Source organism: Mesorhizobium sp. B2-3-12, from assembly GCF_006442205.1.
GTDB lineage: Bacteria > Pseudomonadota > Alphaproteobacteria > Rhizobiales > Rhizobiaceae > Mesorhizobium.
Genome location: NZ_VFVR01000011.1, coordinates 76,621 through 97,010 on the forward strand (window position 1 = coordinate 76,621; position 20,390 = coordinate 97,010).

A 20,390-nucleotide genomic window follows, 5' to 3' on the forward strand; every position below is an offset into this window, starting at 1 on the left:
TCTCGGCGATCGCCCGGCTGTAAGACAAGGTGACCGGATTTGCCATTGAGCGTGGGGTGCGATAGGTTATATTGCACTGCACAATGGAGACGCCGTTTCTTGTACGCCCCTGTTTGCGGATATGCCGGCTGGTTTGCGGCCTGCCGGTTCCGGGTCGTGTCGACGGGACCCTTTAGATGAAAATTCCCAAATCCCTGCTCGTCGATCCCGAGAAGAATTCGGTCTATGGCAGCTTTGCCGTTGCCGTCTCGATCTGGGCGTTCTCCTATTCGGTCATTTTCGGCCAGGTGCTGATCCTGGCTTATTATGTCGTCTGGCTTCCGCTCATCCTGGTCGACTACCGGCGCTTCCTCAGGCAATTGTCCAGTGCCTGGCTGCCGCTGCTGTTCGCGGCCTATGTCTGCTTCTCCGTGTTCTGGTCGCAGGCGCCCGGCATCACCGCCAGGACGGCGATCCAGTACTGTTCCCATATCGCCTGCGCCTATGTCGCGGCGCGCGCCATCAGCGTGCGTACCCTGACGATAGGCGCCCTGGTCGGCATATTCTTCGTCCTGCTCTATTCGCTGAAGGTCGGCGCCTATTCCGAGGATGTGCTTGACGGCACCTATAATTTCGTCGGCGCCTTTGCCTCGAAGAACCAGATCGGCTTCGTCGGCTCGCTCGGCATCTATTTCTCCGTCGTGTTCCTAGCATTTCTGCGGCGTGGTCGGCTGAGCTTCATGCTGACCGTGCCCGTCGTGCTGTTATCGGCCTATGTTCTGGTCGTTTCGCATTCCGCCACCTCGATGGCCTCGATACCGGCGGTTCTGGCGCTGGTGGCGCTGCTTGCGATGAGCAAGCTTTTGTCGCGGCGCTATCGCCGGGTGATCTTCCTGGTCGGCGCCGGCATGATCGTCGTTGTGGCCATCGTCGCCCTCAATCTGGGGCTCATGGACTTCGTGCTTGGCATCTTCGGCAAGGATTCGACGCTCACCGGGCGGACCTATCTGTGGGAGCAGGGCTGGAACGCCGCGATGCGGTCGCCGATTCTCGGCGTCGGCTACGCCGCCTATTGGGTGCAGGGCTTCGCCGAGGCCGAGCGGCTGTGGAACGAATTCTACATCAGCACCCGCACCGGCTTCCATTTCCACAACACCTATGTCGAAGCCCTTGTCGAACTCGGCTTCACCGGGGCGGTGCTGATATCGCTGATCATGCTGCGCACGCTCTTCGGCCATATCGCGGCGGTGGTCTTCAAGACATGGCAGGCCGAGTCGGTGGTTCTCATCGGCGTGATGGTGCTGCTGCTCATCCGCTCCTTCGTCGAGGTCGAGATCCTCAACCCCTACATCATGGGTTCCTTCCTGATGTATTTCAGCTTCTTCAAGCTGGCGCGGCTGCCGGTCACCCGCACGCGATGGTCCCCGTCTTTCGAGCCGGCGGATGCGAAGGGCACAGAGGCGGCCTGGCCTCACCGTACGGCGGCGGCCGAGTAAATGCCGGCCGTCCGCTAAAGCAATTCCAGGAAATGTGTAGACCGGGTTTCCATCCGGAACCGGGTCGACAGCTCTGGGTTTCGCGGCTTGCAATCCCACCAGCAAAAACTCCGCCGGGCAGGCCTGGCGGAGTTTGAAGTCTTGCGTTCTGGATCGAAAGCGCCAGGTCGCGCCAGGATTTCCGCGCCCTACTGGCTGGCGAGCGGCGCCAGCTTGATCTTGATGACATCGCCAGGCAGCACCAGCGTGTCTTCCTTGGCTGCGATTTCGCTGGTCTTGCCATCGACATTGCGAACCAGCGAATAGAGCAAGGTAGGCTGCTGGTCGTTGGTGATGGCGGCCGTCGTCGCGGGATCGCTGGCCTGGGCGATCAGGCCTTTCTGCATATTCGCCTTCAGCGCGGCCTCGTTCAGGTCGGCTTCGGTCTGCTGCCGGTCGGCGGCGAGGCTCGAGCTCAACGTGTTCTGGGCATCGATGGCGTCCTGCGTCGCCTTGCTGATCGCCTGCTTGGCGGTGAGGATGGCCGTCTCATAGTCCAGGATCTTGCCCTGCAGGTCGGTGACGGACTGCTGCGAATCCAGCAGCCGCGCATTGGCGACCAGGCCCTTCTGCGCCAGCGGACCGATGCTGGCGAGCTGCTGTTGTGCCAGGTCGACCTGCTTCTGCTGGTTGACGATCTTCTTCTGCAGCGATTCGATTTCGGCCTGCAGCACACCCTTGAGATCGTCGAGCGCCTCGAGCTTCAGCTTCAGTGCCTTCTGGTCGGCGGTCAGGATCGTCATCTCGTCGGCGATGATGGCCGGCAGCCGTGGATCGCCCTCGACCTCTTGTGGCGCTTCAAAACTCGCCTTGCCGGCCAGATCGGCATCGATACGGGCGCGTCTGACGATCAGCCGGACGCGTTGATCGTCGGAGATATCGAAATTGCCCTTGGCGGTCACCAGGTCCTTGCCGAGCTGGGGGCCGTAGTCGGTGTTGCGCCTGATGCCGCCTGCGACGCTGATCGCTTTCAGTACCGTCAGATCGGGCACAAAGGGAAACTGGCCGGGATTCTGCACTTCGCCCGAAATATAGAACGGCCGGAACTGCGCCATTTCGACGGAGGCTTCAGGCTTGTCCGACAAAGCAAGCTTGTGCTGCAACGCCTCGCCGATCGCCGTGGCGACCTCCGCGGTGGTCTTGCCGGCCGCCGGCAATTCGCCGACGAAAGGCACCGACAGCGTGCCGGCCGGGCCGACCGTGTATTGGCCGTTGACCGACGACCAGTCGCGGAACGTGCTTTCGACGGTCTGCCATTCGGCGATGCGGATGGTGAGCTTGTCCTGGGAGCCCAGACGGTAATCGTCTGCCGAGGCGAACTGGGGAAAAGCGAGCGACATCGCAAGGCACGTGGCCACGAGCCGCGAGCGGCCGGAAAACGGGCCGCTGCCAAAGGCTTCGAACATGTCTATCTTCAACTGAACGTTCCGATCCGTTTTAGCCCCATCGCCCGATGAGCTTGCCGCCGGATGTCTGCTTACACAGTCCGCCGATCAGTAAGAGCCGCGGGACATCCAGACGGCCGGCACGGTCCGGATGATGATACGAACGTCCTCGAACAACGACCAGTTCTCGACATAGTGGCGGTCGAACGCGACACGGCTGTCATAGGAGACGTCGTTGCGGCCGCTGACCTGCCACAGGCCGGTCAGGCCGGGCCGCGACTTCAGATAGTAGACCGCCGCGCTGCCGTAGATTTCCAGTTCGTCGCGAACCACCGGGCGAGGTCCCACCAGGCTCATGTCGCCCTGGAGGATGTTGATGATCTGCGGCAATTCATCGAGGCTGAGCTTGCGCAGGACCGCACCGACGCGGGTAACACGCGGGTCGTTCTTCAGCTTGCGGGTCGCTATCCATTCCGCATTGGCGTCTGGATTGGTCGCAAGATAGGCGGCCAGCACCTTGTCCCCGTCCGGAACCATGGTGCGGAATTTGAGGCAGGAGAACAGCCGTCCTCCACGCCCGATTCGCCGGTGCCCGTAGAAAATCGATCCGCCATCGGAGAATTTGACGAGCAGCGCTATCATGATGAACAGCGGGCTGAGCGCGATCAGCCCGGCCAGCGACCCGGCGATGTCGAAACTCCGCTTGATGAGGCCGCCGATCGGCGGCGGAAAGTCGGTGTCAGCCTGCGAAAAGCCCGCCGTGGCCGACTTGGCAATATCCCTCATACGGAAACTCCATGCGGTGAACGAATGGTTGACCGCACGATACCAAAAAAATGCTGCAGCGCAACACACAATTTCCCATCGAATTGAAATAGTCGCGTCATGAATTGACTAAATAATAAGCTCGGTCTGCACAAATTTCGAAATCTTTAGCACATTTGTGACAATAATTGGGCAAGGGCAAAAAAATCGAGACCTTTTTGAGGCGTTTCCTAGGCGGCGCGTTCTAGGCTCCTGTGGTTGGGGCTATAGGGTGCTTTAGCTAGATGCCATACTCGAAACTATTCAGCTAAAATACTACCTAATATTAAAGATTGTACTCACGGTCTCTGACGGCTGCAGGTTGAGTGGAGTGCGGTCGCGTGCGTTGCAGCATGGCAGAGTCGAACGCGTAAGCTCAATCAAAAATATGTGCGGTTGCCCTTGCCGCCTTCTGCTCGCCTTAATAGAATTGCAAATTATACCTGTCACGGTGGCGACAGGTTGAAAGGCCGGAAGCAACCGGTCGAGAGCGGGTGGTTAACAAGCCCGCATCACAAGGGACGGCGCTCGGGTGGGGCTATCGTTGGATATACCCGAGCCGGTTTATGGGCTGTTGGGTATGTCGCTTCCAAAATTCATCGTTGGGATGCTTTTCGCGCTCGCGATCGTCGTCGCGTGGTCCTGGCTGGGTGGGGCTTCGCTTGGCACGACGCTGTTGCGCGTCGTCATCTGCGCCGTGGTCATCCAGGCCGGCTACTTCGCGGTTGTCTACGCCATGATTGCCAGGAGCGAGCCGACGCCGGCCGACAGGCTGCGCGAAGCCGAGAGAAAGCAGAACGCCCCCGAAGTGTCCGAGGGCGAGAAGCTGGGCAGCGCTCGCCGTAGCTTGCATTAAGCCCAAGGGGCCGCCCTCAGGCCACATCGGCGGGCTCGGCCTCCGACTGTTCTCCCGACAGCATCCTGGACAACCGGCTCCCCGGCTTCGCCTTGAGGCGCTGATACTGCCCGACCTCCACGACGCGGCCGTCCTCCATCGCCACCACCCAGTCGGCGAAAGCGATCATCGATGGCCGGTGCGCGATGGTCAGGATCGTCATTGCGCCGCGCAGGCCATCGATGGACCTGGCGATCAGCGACTGGTTCTGCCAGTCGAGCGCGCTGGTGGCCTCGTCCAGGATGAGCAGCGAGGGTTTGCGCAGCAGCGCGCGCGCCAGCGCGATGCGCTGCCGCTCGCCGCCGGACAGCCGCACGCCGCGGTCGCCGACCACCGTCTGCAGCCGCAGATCCAGCCGTTCGACGAACTCGCCGGCATGGGCGGCACGCAACGCGATCCACAACTCCTCGTCGCTGGCCTGGGGCGCGGCAAGACGCAGGTTCGCCGCGATCGTGTCATGCAGCAGGAACACATCCTGCGGCACATAGGCCACTTGATCGCGCCAGCGCCGGCGATTGCCGGCATCGATCTCGACGCCATCGACGAGGATCTTGCCGGCGGTCGGCTCGAGCAGGCCGAGCAGCATGTCGGCGATTGTGCTCTTGCCTGATCCGGACGGGCCGATCAGCGCCGTGACCTTGCCGGCCGGAAGGCCGAAGGTGATATCGCTCACCACCGGTTTGCCGGCATCGTCGTAGGTGAAGGAGACGTCGCGAATGTTCAGCCCCGTATCGAGGGCCAACTTGCGCGTGTCCCCCAACCCGGCATGGCCTGGCTCCCGCTCGGCGTCGAAACGGGCCTGCAGGCCACGCATTGCCGTATAGGCGGGCAGGTTGATCAGCACCTGCTGTGCCTGCGTCTGCATGTCCATGAAGCGCGGCGCGATGCGCATGAAGACCAGCAGCAGCACGACGATCTCGGCCAGCGACAGATTGAAGCGGACCAGCGCCACATAGATGAAGACGCTCAAGCCCATCACGCTCGCCACCTGGAACACGGCCGTGCCGATCGAGGAGTTGCGGACATAGGCGATGTTGTCGGCCTTCATTCTTTCGAGCGTTGTCTGCAACTGCGCGAAATAGCTGGCCTCGACGTTCAGGCTCTTGGCCACCTTGATACCGCCGAGAAATTCCGAGACCGTCCGGTACTGGTCCTGGCGATTGCTTGTCAGGACACGGCCAAAAGCGGTGGCCCGTGCGCGAAACGGCTGCAGCGCGACAAACATCAGCATGCCGATGACCACCGCGAACACCGTCATCACGGGTGAGATGAACATGGAAATGATGAGATAGCCCGCCAGCAGCACGGCGATCTGCACCAGCATCAGCAGCGAGAAGGCCGCCCCCTGGACGCGGTCGATGTCGCCGGTCAGGGCATGGTCCAGGTCGGAACCGCGCATGCGCGTGAACACCCCCCAACGCGCCTTGCCGATGCTTTCGAACAGGTTCATGCGCAAGCGGTTGATGAAATCGAAGAGCAGCCTCGCCATGTAGACCGACTTGAAGCGGTTGAAGGCTGCCTGAACGGCAACAAGCCCGACCAGCGCACAAAGCACCGTGGTCAGCTGCAGCGTTCCTCCGGGCACCAGCCAGCGCACGAAATCGATGTTCGGCAGCCTGACCGCGAAATCCTGGTCGGCGCGGCCGACCAGATGCAGCAGCGGCACCAGCAGCAGGATGGAAATGCCTTCCGTCAGGCTGCCGAGGATCAGGAACAGCAGCGCCGTCCAGGTTCGCCGCCCGCCGATCTGAGCAATGACGGCGCCGAACGCCGCGACGTCGCGAAACAGCGACAGGCTGAAGACCGATGACCTAGGCATCTCCAGCCAGTTCCTTTTCGATCAGCGCCACAGCCTCGCCGATCCTGTCGATGCCGGTCGGAACGTCCAGCCGGCACACGCCGACATGGTTAGCGATTGCTGAACAGTGGCGAAGATGCACCGCCGCGAAATCGCCGGAGAGCGCCGCCCGGCCGAAACGCGTCACGTAGGAGAATCTGATGATGGCCGGCAAGGCCGCGATGTGAGGCAGGGGAGTAATCCCGGCGCTTTGGCCGCGCTCGAGAATATAAATCCTGGCCGCCGGCACTCTGTTGTCGGAGAAGGCGCCGTGCAGGCGATGTTGCATCTTCTCGATCGCCGGATGCACTTGCGGCCGCACCTGCGCCTGATCGAGCGGAATCGCCGCCGCGGCATCGGCGGCAAGCTTGATCTGCGGAAAACCCGGAACGATCATCGGCTGGCTCGGCTCCGCCAGATCGAGCGCCACGACGTCGTCGGTAAGCAGATCATGTCCGGCCCGGATCAGCGCGCTTGCCGTCGTCGACTTGCCGGCGCCCTTGTCGCCCATGAAGATGGCGCCCTTGCCGGCCACCGCAATGGCGCTGGCATGCAGAACCAGCAGGCCGCGCTGGTGCAGGAGCAGCGCCAGCACCGGCCCCAGCAACGGGAAGGCAAGCAGGGCGTCGTCGACGCCCGGCGCGGGCTCGACATCGATGCGTCTGGCATCGCTGATCAGGAAGGCGCCGACGGCCTCCCAGGCCAGATATTGCCGATTGGGTTCGAAGCGGAAGATAGTCGCGGCATCGGGCGCCTGCTTCGGCATGTCGATAGTGCCGAGGGCAATCAGGATATCCGTCGCCGCCGGCTCCGCGGGCTCCAGCTCAGGCAATGATACGTCGGACGCAATGGTCAGGCCGTAGGCGCGGTAATAGCGTCGTTGTCCCGCGATCCTGCCGTGCCGGGAAAGATGATCGAGATCGCCGGCGAACGGCTCATGGCGAGACATCATGCGGGGCTCCCGCCATGCTGGACCTGCCGCAGCCACAGCGACAGGGACACCGAGCGCCAGACATACTGGACATCGAGCGGCGCCGCCTGCTCCGGCTGGCGCAGCAGCCGTGCATAGGCTGCGCTCACCTGAGGCAGGTTGACATAGGGCGCGATGCGGCCGGTGTCCGAAACGAGAAGCTGTTCCAGGAGGTCGCGATGATTGCGCACCATGCCGTTGACCAGGTTCGCGGTGAAATCGATCTTGTCGCGCCGCCACTGGACCGCCGCCGGCAGGATGCCCTCCATGGCCCGGCGCAGCACATAGCGGCCAAAGCCGTGACTGAGCTTCTCCTCGCCCGGCAGCCCCAGGCAGAATTCGACCAGCGGCTTGTCCCAGAACGGATAACGCGGCTCGACGCCGAAATTGGCGGCGGCCTTGTCCAGAACCTCGAAGGAGTGCGGGACATAGCCGTTGGACAGGATCCAGCGATGGCTGAGCGCGTCGCTGGCCTGGACGCCGGGTGGCATATAGCCAGCCCGGTGGAACCGGTCGATGAGCTCGGTTCGCCTGGCAAGGTCCGGATTGATCAGGTCGCGCCAGCTCCGGCCACGCCGCGTTTGGGCAGGTTTGCGTATTCTGTTGAGGGCCCGGTTCCCCAACTGCCTCAGCTTGGCGATGCGCCAGGCGGGCCCGTAAATAGTGAGGAACTGGAAATAGAGGCCGAGCGTGCTGTCGCCATAGGTGTTGGAGGCGCTGCGGACCTCGCGCCACAGATCCAGCCATCTGCCGCCATTGGCAAGCTCGTGCAGATGGCCATGCCCCTGCGAGACGACCTCGTCGCCGCCGTGGCCGTCGAGGAGCACCTTGATGCCCTTGGCGCCCGCCGTCCGGTAGATACCGCGGGTCAGCGTCAGGCCCGGCGCCAGGAAGGTGCCTTCCTGCTCCTCCAGCACACGGTCGAATTCAGCGAAAGGCGCATAATTGCCGACAGGGATCAGCGTCGGGTCGGTGTTCCGCTGATCGAGCACGGCATCGATGAAGAAGCGCTCGTCCATCGACGAACCCTTCTCGAAAATCAACGAAAAGGTCGGCAGTTTCGGTTTCCGCTCGGCGGCGTTCCGCAGGCCGGCCACGCACGCGATCGAGGAAGAATCGAGGCCTCCGCTCAGCATCGCGCCGACCGACGGACTTCCACGCATGCGATTGCGGACCGATTGCGAGAACAGATGGGCGAATTCCTCCGCGGCATCGGACCGCGACGCTCGCTGCGATGGCTCGATCTGCCAGTATCGGCGCAGCACCACGCGTTGCGCGGTGACGGTGAGGCTGTGACGCGCTGGCAGAGCGAAGACGTCGCTATAGGGCGTGGATTGCGGGTCGTCGGGCAGCCCGGCCAGGAATCCCGAAATCCGGTGTTCGCTGATGCGCGCGCCGACCCCCTCGGCGCCGAGGATCGGGCCGATCTCGGAAGCAAAGGTAAAGCGCTGCTCGGCCGCGTGGTAGTAGAACGGCTTGACCCCGAAATGGTCTCGCGCGCAGAACAAAAGCCGCCGCTCCCCATCCCAGATGGCAAAAGCGAAATCGCCTTGCAGATGCATGGGGCAGTCTTCACCCCAGCGCAGATAGGCCCGCATCAGCAATGTCGCATCGGCGACTGAGCTGTCCCTGATGCCGAGCCTGGCGAGCAGTTCGTCGCGGTTGTCGAGCCGGCAGTCGGCGGTGATGGCGAGCTTGCCGCCAGCCATGGTCAGCGGCCCGGGGCCGGCTCCCTCGGTCGTGTTGAGCCAGGCGTGGCCAAGCGCGATGCCGCTGTCCAGCCACCATGAGCTTCCGTCGGGGCCGCGATGGCGCATGCGCGCCAGCATCTGTTGGATGCCGCTCGCCGCTTCAGCCGGCGCGGGGCCCTCTCGCAGCAGGATTCCGGCCACGCCACTCATCGGCTGCCGTGGTCGACCAGATGCGCGAAACCATCGACGGATCCGCCAAGCACGATGTGGTCGTCGCTGACCAGCCAGGCATGTGCTTTCAATTGTTCGCCCGTGCCGCGCTCGATGCCGATGCGGATATTCGAGGCGTTGCCTTGGCGCGCGAGCAGGTATTGGCCCGAAAGCGCCTGGGTCAGGCATGTGGCGCCCGGCACGAACCGTGCGGCCGCCGCAACCCCCCAGGCGACAAGCCGCAACTCGCCCATGCTGGCGCATTGGCGCGCGTTGAGCCGTGTCACCATCGCGCGGACGCGGTTGTAGGAGAACAATGTCAACCCAAGCCGGACGGTCGCGACCACCAGCAGGCAGCGGCACAGGAAAAATGCTTCCGAGCCGCTCAAGGACAAAATCCTAGCCAGGCTCCGCCGCCCAGGCCGCTGCTTCATCGGCGTCGGGGTTCTCTGCGTCACAGGTCTTTGCCGCGCAACCATGGCCTTTTGCGACACCTGCCTAGACGAGTGCCTCATGCTCCAGCCTCGCAAGCCCGTTTTCCGCCAGGCCCTTCAGCAGGGCGTCGACATCGGCCTTGCAGCGGTCGGGATCGACATTGTAGCGCGCAAGGACGGCGCCGCGGATATCGGCGATCGGCCTGGGTTCCTGGATGAGTTCCCAAATAAAAGCGCCGACGCCGTTGAGGCTGTAATAAATATTGGATTTCAGGTTGAGAAGCGCGAGGCCGCCGCCGAATTCACAAGCAACGGCGTCCTTGGTGGCCTTTACGCAATCGTGCTCGGATGGGTTCCAGTTCATCCTAAAACCTCGTTTAACACACGGTTTACGCGTCATCGTTCAATGGAAAGTCGGGGATTTTCATCCCCGGCTCCATTTTATTTATCTTCGATCCTGGAGGCCCAACGTCATTCCTCCAGAATCAGGATAGTCTCAAGAGAACGTGAGGTCGCCAATTGGCGTATGCGCGGGGAACGACGCATCGATCGCCGTGTTGCCGCCGCCGCCCTGTGTGATGGTCTCGATCGAACCATGCACGGTCAGGTTTGGCGTTTCGTACTCCTGCCTTTCAACATTCTGTTCCATTTTACTCTCCTATCGGGGACTGGAAACGGCCTGTCGATTGCCGTCAGCACTTTCATGCTGCAGCGCAATAGCTGCATGGCAGCATTTATGAGTCAAGCCTGATTTACCTCTGGTTAATCAATTCCGGGTTGCGAGTGTCACCATGTGTGTGGAGGATGCTCAAAATTCGGCCGTTTTTGCGTTGAAAACGACGTAACTGAACATTGTTGTGGCACTTTTACTAAACTGTTGATTTTGCTTGCATAAAAAAATTGCAAAGCTGGTGCTTTTTTAGACGGGCCTGAAAAAGGTCAAATTTCCTTGGCTTTCTCTGTCGGTCGCCGGCCGACCGGCTCAACGGAGCCGGAATTTTGCTCGGTCGGCGCCGCTCTTCGGGATTGGCCAGGCAAACGCTATGGTTGCAAAACTCCGTGGTGCGAAAGGAAAGGCTTTACGGCGCCGCGGTTTTTGAGGATGCTTTGCTTCGCACTGCAGCATACGCGTCGCGCAAACCGCTTTTTGGAGACTGTGCGCTCAATGGCCTTGCCGGAAAGCTCCTATGAAAGACTCCGCGCCGCCGACTGCGCCGACGAGATCGCCTATGTGCAAGCGTGCTTACGGGGGTATTTCGGGGGGGCGGCGACGGCCGGCGACGTCTCGACGCCGGGCCTTTCCGACGCTGCCGTCGCTGATATCGCCAGGCTGAACAAGGTCGCCACCTTCGTCCTGAAGGCACTGTCGCGCGCGCCGGCGCATGAGAGGCCGGCAGAACTCTTCCAGTGGCTCGAAACCTATCGCAGGAGGACAGTCTCGATGAACGCCGCCTGCCTCATGGATTCGATAGCCATCCACGAGGCGCTGCACGACAGGCGGATCGATTTTGTCTTTCTGAAGGGGCCGTTCCAGCAGCATTTGCTCTACGACGATCACTTCATGAAGCCTTCGGGCGATGTCGACATACTGGTTTCGCCTGCCGGCTTCTTGAAGGCGCGCGAAGCGCTGCGCGCGATCGGCTATGAGGTCTCGGGCAAGTCACGCTCGGTCTGGTGGGTCCGCTTCCTTGGCGAACAGCACATGATCCGCGGCAACGGGCCGAAATCATCCACGGTCGACCTGCATTACCGGCTCCAGCAGCCCGGCTCGCCGAGCCCGCGCGATTCCGACGGGTTCCTGCGGCGAAAACGGTTGGTCGAAATCGCCGGCGCCGAAGTCCCCTTCACCTCGGCCGCCGACACGCTGATGCTGTCCTGCATCAGCGTCGCCAAGGCGCTGTTCAACCGCGAACCTTGCGCCGGCTATGTCTGTGATATCAGGGCCAGCGCCAGCCGCCTTGGCGAGGCCGATCAGCAGCGTGTGCTCGATGCCGCGGTGAGCCAGGGACTGGACGACACCTTGCTGCTCGGCCTGCGCGCCGCCGATGTGCTGCTGGGCGGCACCGGCACGCTTCTGTCGGAGCGGGCAAAGCCCATCCTGTCGCGCATCGGCAATGAGGACCTGCTCAGCATGGTCATCGCGCCATGGCTGTCGTCGTTGCGCTGGCCGCAGCGGCGGACGGTGTTGTGGGAATTGTGCGGCCGGGCACCGGTCCGCTACCTTTCCGAGGCAGGCTGGGCGGCGTCGGCCGACATCAGCCGCCGGATCTTCGAACGGCCGGCCAGTCCTTGATGGCGGTGGATATCGGACGCGTACAGGGCGAGGGCAAAACGGAACCTGTGCAAGAGGCAAATTCCATGTCGACGACGAAATCCGAGGTCTGTGTGATCATCGCGGCCAAGAACGCGGCGCGCACCATCGCGGTTGCCATCGCATCCGCGCTGCAGGAACCGGAAGTGGCGGAGGTCGTCGTCGTCGACGACGGCTCGACCGACAATACGGCCGAGGTCGCCCGCTCGGCCGACGACGGCAGCGGCCGGCTTGCGGTCATGCGTCTCGACGTCAATCGCGGCCCGTCCTTTGCCCGCAATGCCGCGATCGCCGGTTCGCGAGCCCCGTTCATCAGCATTCTGGATGCCGACGATTTTTTCCTCGAGGGCCGGTTTCGGACCCTGTTTGCCGGCGCCGATTGGGATTTCGCCGCCGACAACATCATGCTCATCAGGGATGATGCGACCGGGGACGCGACCAAAATCGTCGCCCCGGATTTTGCCGCCGAGCCGGAATTCCTCGATTTCGAACGTTTCGTAGAAGGCAACATCTCCAGGCGCCGCGTGCAAAGAGGCGAACTCGGTTTCTTGAAGCCCGTCATCAGCCGTGCCTTCCTGGACCGCCACGGGTTGCGTTACGACGAGAGCCTGCGACTGGGCGAGGACTACGAACTCTACGCGCGCGCGGTCGCCCATGGGGCGCGGTTCAAGGTCATCCGCTCCTGCGGCTACGGCGCCATCGTGCGCGCCGATTCGCTCAGCGGCCGCCACAAGACGCAGGACCTGAAGCGGCTGGCCGATGCGGATCTGGCGCTACTGGCCATTGACAGCCTGCCGGAAGGGTCCAAGGCGGTCCTGAGGCGGCACGAGCGGCATGTGCGCGACAAATACCGGCTGCGCAATTTTCTCGACGTGAAGGCCGAGCGGGGCCTGGCGTCGGCCGCGGCCTATGCATTCGCAAGCCAATCCAACCTCGTCCCCATCGTCCAGGGCGTGGCATCCGACAAGATCGAGGCGCTGTTGCGAAGTGTCGGTCTCGTGTCCAGGAACAAGCACGTGCCGCCGCTGCGTTTCCTGATGGCCGGAACCAGCACGGGCAAGGGATCCTGAGGCGCCGGGAGCATTCGGGTTGCCTGCCGGCCACGAGCCCACCTCGCAATCATTTCGATCGGATTTATGAGTTTACGAATTGGGTGGTTGCCTCGCGGCTCCGGGGATGGCAGTCTATGCTGCGGTGCAGCAAATTGAACGACCAGCCGAACTGGCCCCCCGATCGGACTGGTCCGAAGTCTCTCTTCGTCAGAGGAGACGGACGGCGCGGTACGAGTTTTTCAGCCCCCGTTGCGGGGATTGGCCAGAAGCCGGCTCAGAAAGCCGGCGATGACGGGAATTTAAGTTCATGGCCTCGATATTCGGCTTCAGATCAAGGGATCCGGCCCGCGACAGGCACACCGACGTCGCGCGCCTGGACCGGTTGGCGAAGCTGTTCGAGCAGATCGCGGCCGAAATCGATGCCGAGAAAACCGGTCTGGAGGTCCGCTACCGCAAGGAGGCGACCAACGCGGCCTTCCTCGTCGAAGCGATGGAAAACGGCTCCGCCTCCGACCGCCGCTCGTCCGAAGTCGGTGCCTTGACGCAGTCGATCTTGAACAGCGAGCGCCGCATCGCGGCATTGGCGCGCCAGGGCGGCGCAATGCGCGAGCTCCGTCATTCGCTGGATATGGTCTTCGACGACCATGCGGCGCACGATTCGACGACGGTGGGCCAGATCAGGCAGCAGGGAGCCGGCCGAGGGTGAAAGTGGCTGCGCGGGACAGTTACGATAGAGTTGATGCGGGGCTGGAAGTCGGGAGGGGGATTGAAGAGGTCAAGGTTGGCCCGTTTGGAAGCGGTTCAAACGTCGACTTTGGGTTGGGGACACAGCGCAAAGGTGAGTTTGTCATGAGTTCGGAACCAAAAACCATGTCCACGACAGCAATCGAGCCCCTTTCAAGCCCGCATTTCGGCCGGCGGTCCGGTCTGGCGGTTGCTTTGCTGCTCGCCGTGCTTGGCAGCCTGTCGGCAAGTCCGTCTCATGCGCAGGACATCCAGTCCGCGCCCTCTTTCGTCGACGACTTCAAGAGTCTGGATCGTGGACGCTGGTACGTTTCAGACGGCTGGACGAACGGCAGCCATCAGAATTGCACATGGTCGAAAGGTCTGGTCGAGCTTTCCGATGGCGTTCTTTCGCTCGGTTTCGCGAAGCAGAAGACCAAGGATCGCGAGTTCGCCTGCGGCGAGATCCAGACCAAGCAGCGTTTCGGCTACGGCACCTATGAGGCGCGGATGAAGACCGGCGCCGGCTCCGGCCTCAACGCGGCTTTCTTCACCTATATCGGTCCGTCCGACAAGCAGCCCTGGGACGAGATCGACTTCGAGGTCCTGACCAAGGATACGTCGAAGGTGCAGGTCAACGCCTATATCGGCGGCAAGGGCAAGAACGAGAAGCTGGTCGACGTGCCCGGCGGTACCGACAGCGCCTTCAACGACTACGCTTTCGTCTGGGAGAAGGACAGCCTGCGCTGGTATGTCAACGGCCAGCTGGTGAACACCATCACGGATCCGGCGAAGCTGCCAAGCCATGCCCAGAAGATCTTCTTCAGTCTTTGGGGCAGCGACACGATGAAGGGATGGATGGGGACGTTCGCCGAGCCGGACGGCAAGGTGTCGCTCCAGGTCGAGCGCGTCGCCTTCACCGCGCTCGGGGAGCCCTGCCAGTTTCCGGAATCGCTGGTATGCAGCGTAAAAGAGTTAGGAAAGACGAATTGAACCGGCCGGACCAGAAACGGCTCCACGCCCTGGACAGGAATGAAACCGAATGAACTTGACGGTGTTTGGAATTGGCTATGTCGGCCTGGTGCAGGCGGCGGTGCTTGCCGAGGTTGGCCACCAGGTTGTCTGCGTCGACGTCGACGCAAGCAAGGTGGAGCGGCTCAACCAGGGCTTTGTCCCGATCTTCGAGCCAGGCCTTGAAAGCATCGTCAGGGAGAACCACGCCGCCGGCCGCATCAAATTCACCACCGATGCGGCGGCCGGCGTCAGGCATGGCGAAATCCAGATGATCGCGGTCGGCACGCCGCCCGGCGAGGACGGCTCGGCCGATCTCAAATATGTGCTGGCGGTCGCCGAGACCATCGGCCGCGAGATGGATACCGCCAAGATCGTCGTCGGCAAGTCGACCGTGCCGGTGGGCACCTGCGAAAAGGTAAAGGCCAGGATCGCCGAGACGCTGAAGAAAAGAGGCCGCGAGGATTTGAGCTTCGATGTCGCCTCCAATCCCGAATTCCTCAAGGAAGGCTCCGCGGTCGCCGATTGCATGAAGCCGGACCGCATCATCGTCGGCACCGACAGCGAGGACACCGAGGCGGTGATGCGCGAACTCTACGCGCCCTTCAACCGCAACCACGAGAAGATGATCGTGATGGACGTGCGCAGCGCCGAATTCACGAAATACGCCGCCAATTGCATGCTGGCGACCAAGATCAGCTTCATGAACGAGATGGCGAACCTCGCCGAGCAGCTTGGCGCCGACATCGAGGAGGTGCGCAAGGGCATCGGCAGCGATCCGCGCATCGGCTATCACTTCATCTATCCGGGTCTCGGCTATGGCGGCTCGTGTTTCCCCAAGGACGTCCGCGCCCTAATCAAGACCGCCGAGGGCGTCAAATTCGACGCCAAGCTGCTGCGCGCCGTCGAGGAGCGCAACAACGACCAGAAATCCGTCCTATTCGACAAGGTGCACCGCTATTTCAAGGGCAACCTCAAGGGCAAGACCTTCGCGCTCTGGGGCCTGGCCTTCAAGCCCAACACCGACGACATGCGCGAGGCGCCCGCGCGCGTGCTGATGGAGGCGCTCTGGAACGCCGGCGCGACCGTCCAGGCCTATGACCCCGAGGCCATGCAGGAATGCCAGGCCATCTACGGACTGCGCGACGACCTGATGCTGTGCGGCACCAAGGAAGCGGCGCTGCGCGGCGCCGACGCGCTGCTGATCGCCACCGAATGGAAGAGCTTTCGCGCACCGTCCTTCGATGCGCTGAAGGATGCACTGACCACGCCGGTCATCTTCGACGGTCGTAACCTCTATGATCCCAAGGTCGTGGCGCGGCACGGCATCGAATATCACTCGATCGGCAGAATGGCGGCATGAGGCCCGAGACGGATAAGTCCGAAACAGGATCGGATGGGACAGTCAAGACGAACGCGCCCGGCGCGGAAAGGAGTCGCAACTGATGGTGCTGGACGTAAAGCCCGAGCAAGTCACCAAGGATCATTTCGATGTTGTCGCGATCGGTTCCGGCTTCGGTTCGGCTTTCTTCCTGCATGAGTTCGCCAATCGGCGTAAGGCGCGCATCCTGATCCTGGAATGGGGACGCCACAACACGCATGAATGGCAGCTCGACCAGAACGCCAACACCGACATAGGCGACGAGACGACCTACAAGACCAATTCCGACAAGCCGTGGAATTACACGATCGGGCTGGGCGGCGGGACCAATTGCTGGTTCGCGCAGACGCCGCGGTTCCACCCCAATGATTTCAGGCTGAAGAGCACCTATGGCATCGGCAATGATTGGCCGATCAGCTACGACGATGTCGAGCCGTTCTATTGCGACGCCGAAGACATCATGTCGATCTCGGGCGATCCCGACATGGCGGCGATGCTGCCGCGCTCGAGGCCGTTTCCGCAGCCGCCGCATCGCATGTCGACGCCGGACAGGATGATGAAGGCGGCCCAGCCCGGTCAGCACTTCGTCATGCCGACCGCGCGCGCCCGCGTGCCGACCGCGCAGCGCACCTCCTGCTGCGCCAACCTGCGCTGCTGGCTATGTCCGGTCGATGCCAAGTTCACCGCCAACAACGGCCTGATGCATGTCTTCGAGCATCCCGACGTTTCGGTCTGCCTCGGAGCCGAAGTGCGGCGGCTCGATCACGCCGGCGGCACGGTCCGTTCGGTTGCCTTCGTGAAGGATGGTAAGGAATATCAGGTCAGCGGCGACCTTTTTGTTCTCGGCGCCAATGCCATCCAGAGCGCGGCGATCATGCTGCGCTCCGGCCTCGGCGATGAATTCGTCGGCCGGGGCCTGCACGAATCCTATGGCTGGAATTTCGAGGTCTATCTCGACGGCGTCGACAATTTCGACGGCAGCACCATCACAACCGGCCTGAATTTCGGCCTCTATGACGGTCCGCACCGGTCCGAGCACGCGGCGGCCCTGGTCTATTTCGAGAACCGCTGGCAGCACGGGATGCGCGCCGAGAAGGGGCGGGTGCGGCAGACGCTGCCGCTGGTCGTGGTCACCGAAAACCTGCTCGATCCCGAGAATTTCGTCACTCTCGACGAGGATGACAACGCCTTCGTCTCCTTCAAGGCGCCTTCGGATTACGCAGTCAAGGGCATGGCCCGGGCCCTGGACAAGTTGCCTGGACTGCTCGCCCCGCTGCCGGTGGAACGTCTCTTCGACCGTGGTATCCGGCCGTCGGAATCGCATGTCCAGGGCACGCTGAGGATGGGCACCGGTCCCGCCGATTCGGTCATCGACAGCGACATGATCCATCACCGCTTGAGAAACCTGGTTGTCGTCGGCACCAGCACCTATCCGAGCTGTTCCTGCGCCAATCCGAGCCTGACCGCCGCTGCCTTGTCCTTGCGGGCGGCGAGCCGGATCGCGTGAGAAGAGGGAGCTAACTGATGATCGAGATCACGCGGCGTTCTGTACTGGCCATCATGGCTGGCGGAGTTGCGTCGACGGGCGTGGCCTACGCCGCCGTGTCCTCGTTTTCGGACGAGGATCTGATTCGCGTCACGCTCGAAAAATATCTCGGCAGGTTGAACATACGCATCGAGCATCTGCAGCAGTTCGTGCTGGAGTTCCGCAACCGCAATCCGTGGATGTTTCCCAGCGAAAAACTAGGCGACGCCGTCACCTTGCTCGAGACGGCGAAGCTCAGTCATGCACGCCAGTTGTTGCCGAAACAGAAGCAGCGCGACCTCCGGCATTTCGACCGCTGGGTCGTCGCCGAATTCCACATGTTGACGGACTACGCCTGGCGCAGTTCACCCAATGATCCCATCCGGTTCACCGGATGGCAGTCATGCACGAATCCGTTCGCGACGCTTGATCCGCCAAAGACTGCCTGAGGTCTTCGGCGCGGCCCTTCATCGAGCCGGGGGCAATGAAACGCGAAAAGACAGGAGTGACGACCATGAAAGTTCTTTTTGCAGGCGGCAATGGCTACCCGCCGGAGTTCAGCGGCGGCGTCCAGTCGAGCACCCACCACCTGGCCGAGCAGCTGATCGAGCATGGGCATGAAGCCGCGGTGCTCGCCGCCCTGTTCGGCGACGGTGTCTTCGGCTTCAAGGCGCGCGCCAAGATGAAGCTCTTGCGCCAGCCCGCGGTCGTCGACAGCTTTCCCGGCTATCCGGTGATCCGGGCATGGTTCCCCTGGGAGGCGGCAAGCTTCGCCGTCAACCGGGTGAAGCCTGATGTGGCGGTGGTCCAGTGTCACAAGTCGGTTCCGCTCGGCAAGGCGCTGCAGGCCAAGGGCGTGCCGCTGGTCGTCTATCTCCGCAATGTCGAGTTTCACGAGCTGGGCGGCGACCTGCGCGAGTTGGGCTCTGCGCTCTACATCGCCAATTCCGAGTTCACCGCGCGCACCTATGCCAGAGAGTTCGGCATCGAGGCGGCGGTGATCCCGCCGACCATCAATCCGACGCACTACAGCACGCCGACCACGGGCCAGTTCGTCACCCTGATCAACCCCTATGAGGAAAAGGGCTTCGAGCTTGCGGTGCGCCTTGCCGGCGCATGCCCCGAAATCCCGTTCCTGTTCGTCGAAAGCTGGAAGCTGGAGGACGACCACCGGGCGCGCATCGAACAGACGATCGCGCCGCTCGGCAACGTCACCCTGGAAAGCCGCACCAGCGACATGAAGACGGTCTATGGCCGCACCAGGATCCTGCTGGCCCCCAGCAAGTGGGAAGAGGCCTGGGGCCGGGTGGCGTCGGAAGCCCATTGCAGCGGCATTCCGGTCGTCGGCTCGCGCCGCGGCGGCCTGCCCGAAGCGATCGGCCCCGGCGGCGCGGTGCTCGACTATGATGCTCCGCTCGCCGACTGGGTCGCGGCCGTCAGGCTCCTGTGGAACGACAGCAAGGAATATGATCGCGTCTCGGCTCTCGCGCACAGCTTCGCCGGCCGGCCGGAACTCGATCCGGACCGCCAGTTCGTCACCTTCTTCTCGATATTGGACAAGGCCGTTCAGCAGCGCGCGCGCCAGGCCGCGTAGCAACCGCGTCAGGCCAGGCGCTTGACCCGGTTCTTCAGCGTTTCATAGCCGCGCGCGCCAAGCAGGGTGCGCGCAATGGTCTTGGCGGCGCTCTTGCGGCCTTCCTGCGAGTTGATCTGCCGCAGCCTTGCCGGCAGGTTTCGCGCGGCCTGGCCAAGTGCCGGCAGCGACAACGCATCGGGAAAACTGACCATGTGCGTTTCGACGCACAGGACCGGTTTGCCCGACAGTTCCGTGATCCTCAACGCCTGGGCATGCTCGCTTTCGATGAACAGGATGGCATCGGATTTGCGGTAGAAATCGGCCTTGAAACTGCCATGCGCGCCAAGCCGCTGGCGCTCCGCCTTGCTCGGCAGATCGAGCATGATGAGCTTGTCGTACCGGATCTCGTGCTTGGCCAGCCACGCCTCGGTCAACGCGCGGTATTTCTCGAGCCGGCTGGTGACCAGCCAGCCGATCTTGTGGGTCGCGGCATGAAGCGGCCGCGCCTCGCTGAGGAACTTTTCATAGGCCGGACCGTCGTCGTTCTCGGCCTCGGTCGGATCGAGGCACAGCACCCCGTCTATGTCGACGCAGCATTGCGCCAGGAATTTGTGATGCATGAAGTTCCACTGGAACATGCGCGGATGCGGCACGACCTCGAAGACAATATCGGTCTCCTGATGCTGCGGCTCGAGGCCGAAGACGGCGGAGAAGATGAAGTCGGCCTCGATGCCGGCGCCCTTGATGCGGGCACGGGCGTCGCGCATGGCATTGCCGCCGGCGACGCTGTCGTCGATCACCAGCACCTTGCGCATGTCCGAGACCTTGCGGTCCAGCGCGGCGCGGCGCTTGGTGATGCCGGACGTGTAGACGCGGCCTTCCAGGAAACTGTCCAGATCGGTCATCGGGATGTTGGCCGCGAGGCTGACCAGCGTCGCCGCCAGCACGCCGCTTCTGGGAATGCCGACCACAAGGTCGATATCGCGCGGCAGCCGGTGAAGGTTGCTTACGATGGCGTCGTTCATGTCGGAGATCGATCGGTAATGCATGGATCGGACCTGATGCTCGGGT

Annotated in this window: 19 protein-coding genes; 10 read left to right on the top strand and 9 right to left on the bottom strand. The window is 62.6% G+C overall.

Going from position 1 to position 20,390, the window contains the following annotated elements:
• Positions 1 to 176: 176 nt before the first annotated feature.
• On the top strand, positions 177 to 1,475 hold the full coding sequence (locus FJ948_RS25865) for an O-antigen ligase (protein ID WP_140709452.1): 1,299 nt from the start codon (positions 177 to 179) through the stop codon (positions 1,473 to 1,475).
• Positions 1,476 to 1,663: 188 nt separating this feature from the next.
• Here the strand turns inward: FJ948_RS25865 and FJ948_RS25870 are convergent, their stop codons facing one another.
• Both FJ948_RS25870 and FJ948_RS25875 read right to left on the bottom strand, forming a co-directional pair.
• On the bottom strand, positions 1,664 to 2,920 hold the full coding sequence (locus FJ948_RS25870) for a polysaccharide biosynthesis/export family protein (RefSeq protein ID WP_181173827.1): 1,257 nt from the start codon (positions 2,918 to 2,920) through the stop codon (positions 1,664 to 1,666).
• 87 nt (positions 2,921 to 3,007) lie between these two features.
• The gene (locus FJ948_RS25875) at positions 3,008 to 3,685 is read right to left on the bottom strand and encodes a sugar transferase (protein WP_140709456.1); all 678 of its coding nucleotides are present in this window, start codon (positions 3,683 to 3,685) and stop codon (positions 3,008 to 3,010) included.
• Between the two features lie 598 nt (positions 3,686 to 4,283).
• Between FJ948_RS25875 and FJ948_RS25880 the strand changes: the two genes are divergently transcribed.
• The gene (locus FJ948_RS25880) at positions 4,284 to 4,559 is read left to right on the top strand and encodes an exopolysaccharide production repressor exox (RefSeq protein WP_140709458.1); all 276 of its coding nucleotides are present in this window, start codon (positions 4,284 to 4,286) and stop codon (positions 4,557 to 4,559) included.
• Between the two features lie 16 nt (positions 4,560 to 4,575).
• Here the strand turns inward: FJ948_RS25880 and FJ948_RS25885 are convergent, their stop codons facing one another.
• The 6 genes from FJ948_RS25885 to FJ948_RS25910 form a co-directional block, all read right to left on the bottom strand.
• Entirely contained in the window at positions 4,576 to 6,417 is a 1,842-nt protein-coding gene (locus FJ948_RS25885) for an ABC transporter ATP-binding protein (protein ID WP_140709460.1), read from the bottom strand.
• Complete coding sequence (locus FJ948_RS25890; RefSeq protein WP_140709462.1) at positions 6,410 to 7,387, bottom strand: serine kinase; 978 nt, start codon at positions 7,385 to 7,387, stop codon at positions 6,410 to 6,412. Before FJ948_RS25890 ends, FJ948_RS25885 begins: the two co-directional genes overlap by 8 nt.
• On the bottom strand, positions 7,384 to 9,306 hold the full coding sequence (locus FJ948_RS25895; protein WP_140709464.1) for a lasso peptide isopeptide bond-forming cyclase: 1,923 nt from the start codon (positions 9,304 to 9,306) through the stop codon (positions 7,384 to 7,386). The genes FJ948_RS25890 and FJ948_RS25895 overlap by 4 nt, the downstream gene beginning before the upstream one ends.
• Positions 9,303 to 9,695 (bottom strand): lasso peptide biosynthesis B2 protein, encoded by a 393-nt coding sequence (locus tag FJ948_RS25900; protein WP_224690642.1) that lies wholly within the window; start codon positions 9,693 to 9,695, stop codon positions 9,303 to 9,305. Before FJ948_RS25900 ends, FJ948_RS25895 begins: the two co-directional genes overlap by 4 nt.
• Positions 9,696 to 9,804: 109 nt before the next feature.
• Positions 9,805 to 10,104 (bottom strand): PqqD family protein, encoded by a 300-nt coding sequence (locus tag FJ948_RS25905; protein ID WP_140709468.1) that lies wholly within the window; start codon positions 10,102 to 10,104, stop codon positions 9,805 to 9,807.
• A 132-nt stretch (positions 10,105 to 10,236) separates the two neighbouring features.
• On the bottom strand, positions 10,237 to 10,389 hold the full coding sequence (locus FJ948_RS25910) for a lasso peptide (protein ID WP_140709470.1): 153 nt from the start codon (positions 10,387 to 10,389) through the stop codon (positions 10,237 to 10,239).
• A 516-nt stretch (positions 10,390 to 10,905) separates the two neighbouring features.
• On the opposite strand from FJ948_RS25910, the gene FJ948_RS25915 reads away from it, so the two are divergent.
• The 8 genes from FJ948_RS25915 to FJ948_RS25950 all read left to right on the top strand — a co-directional run bounded on the left by FJ948_RS25915 (position 10,906) and on the right by FJ948_RS25950 (position 19,337).
• Positions 10,906 to 12,033, top strand: a complete 1,128-nt coding sequence (locus tag FJ948_RS25915; protein ID WP_140709472.1) for a nucleotidyltransferase family protein — start codon at positions 10,906 to 10,908, stop codon at positions 12,031 to 12,033.
• 65 nt (positions 12,034 to 12,098) lie between these two features.
• A complete protein-coding gene (locus FJ948_RS25920; RefSeq protein WP_140709474.1) occupies positions 12,099 to 13,121 on the top strand; it encodes a glycosyltransferase family 2 protein in 1,023 nt (340 codons plus the stop codon).
• A 289-nt stretch (positions 13,122 to 13,410) separates the two neighbouring features.
• On the top strand, positions 13,411 to 13,809 hold the full coding sequence (locus FJ948_RS25925; RefSeq protein ID WP_140709476.1) for a hypothetical protein: 399 nt from the start codon (positions 13,411 to 13,413) through the stop codon (positions 13,807 to 13,809).
• A gap of 143 nt (positions 13,810 to 13,952) precedes the next feature.
• Entirely contained in the window at positions 13,953 to 14,819 is an 867-nt protein-coding gene (locus tag FJ948_RS25930) for a glycoside hydrolase family 16 protein (protein WP_140709477.1), read from the top strand.
• 49 nt (positions 14,820 to 14,868) lie between these two features.
• Positions 14,869 to 16,200 carry a UDP-glucose/GDP-mannose dehydrogenase family protein gene (locus tag FJ948_RS25935; protein ID WP_140709479.1) on the top strand — a complete coding sequence of 444 codons (1,332 nt, stop codon included), beginning with the start codon at positions 14,869 to 14,871 and terminating at the stop codon, positions 16,198 to 16,200.
• Between the two features lie 82 nt (positions 16,201 to 16,282).
• Positions 16,283 to 17,725, top strand: coding sequence for a GMC family oxidoreductase (locus tag FJ948_RS25940; RefSeq protein ID WP_140709481.1), 1,443 nt, complete (start codon positions 16,283 to 16,285; stop codon positions 17,723 to 17,725).
• A gap of 17 nt (positions 17,726 to 17,742) precedes the next feature.
• The gene (locus tag FJ948_RS25945) at positions 17,743 to 18,192 is read left to right on the top strand and encodes a hypothetical protein (RefSeq protein WP_140709483.1); all 450 of its coding nucleotides are present in this window, start codon (positions 17,743 to 17,745) and stop codon (positions 18,190 to 18,192) included.
• 65 nt (positions 18,193 to 18,257) lie between these two features.
• Entirely contained in the window at positions 18,258 to 19,337 is a 1,080-nt protein-coding gene (locus FJ948_RS25950) for a glycosyltransferase (RefSeq protein ID WP_140709485.1), read from the top strand.
• Between the two features lie 8 nt (positions 19,338 to 19,345).
• On the opposite strand, the gene FJ948_RS25955 is transcribed toward FJ948_RS25950, so the two are convergent.
• Positions 19,346 to 20,368, bottom strand: a complete 1,023-nt coding sequence (locus tag FJ948_RS25955; protein WP_140709487.1) for a phosphoribosyltransferase family protein — start codon at positions 20,366 to 20,368, stop codon at positions 19,346 to 19,348.
• Positions 20,369 to 20,390 lie beyond the last annotated feature (22 nt).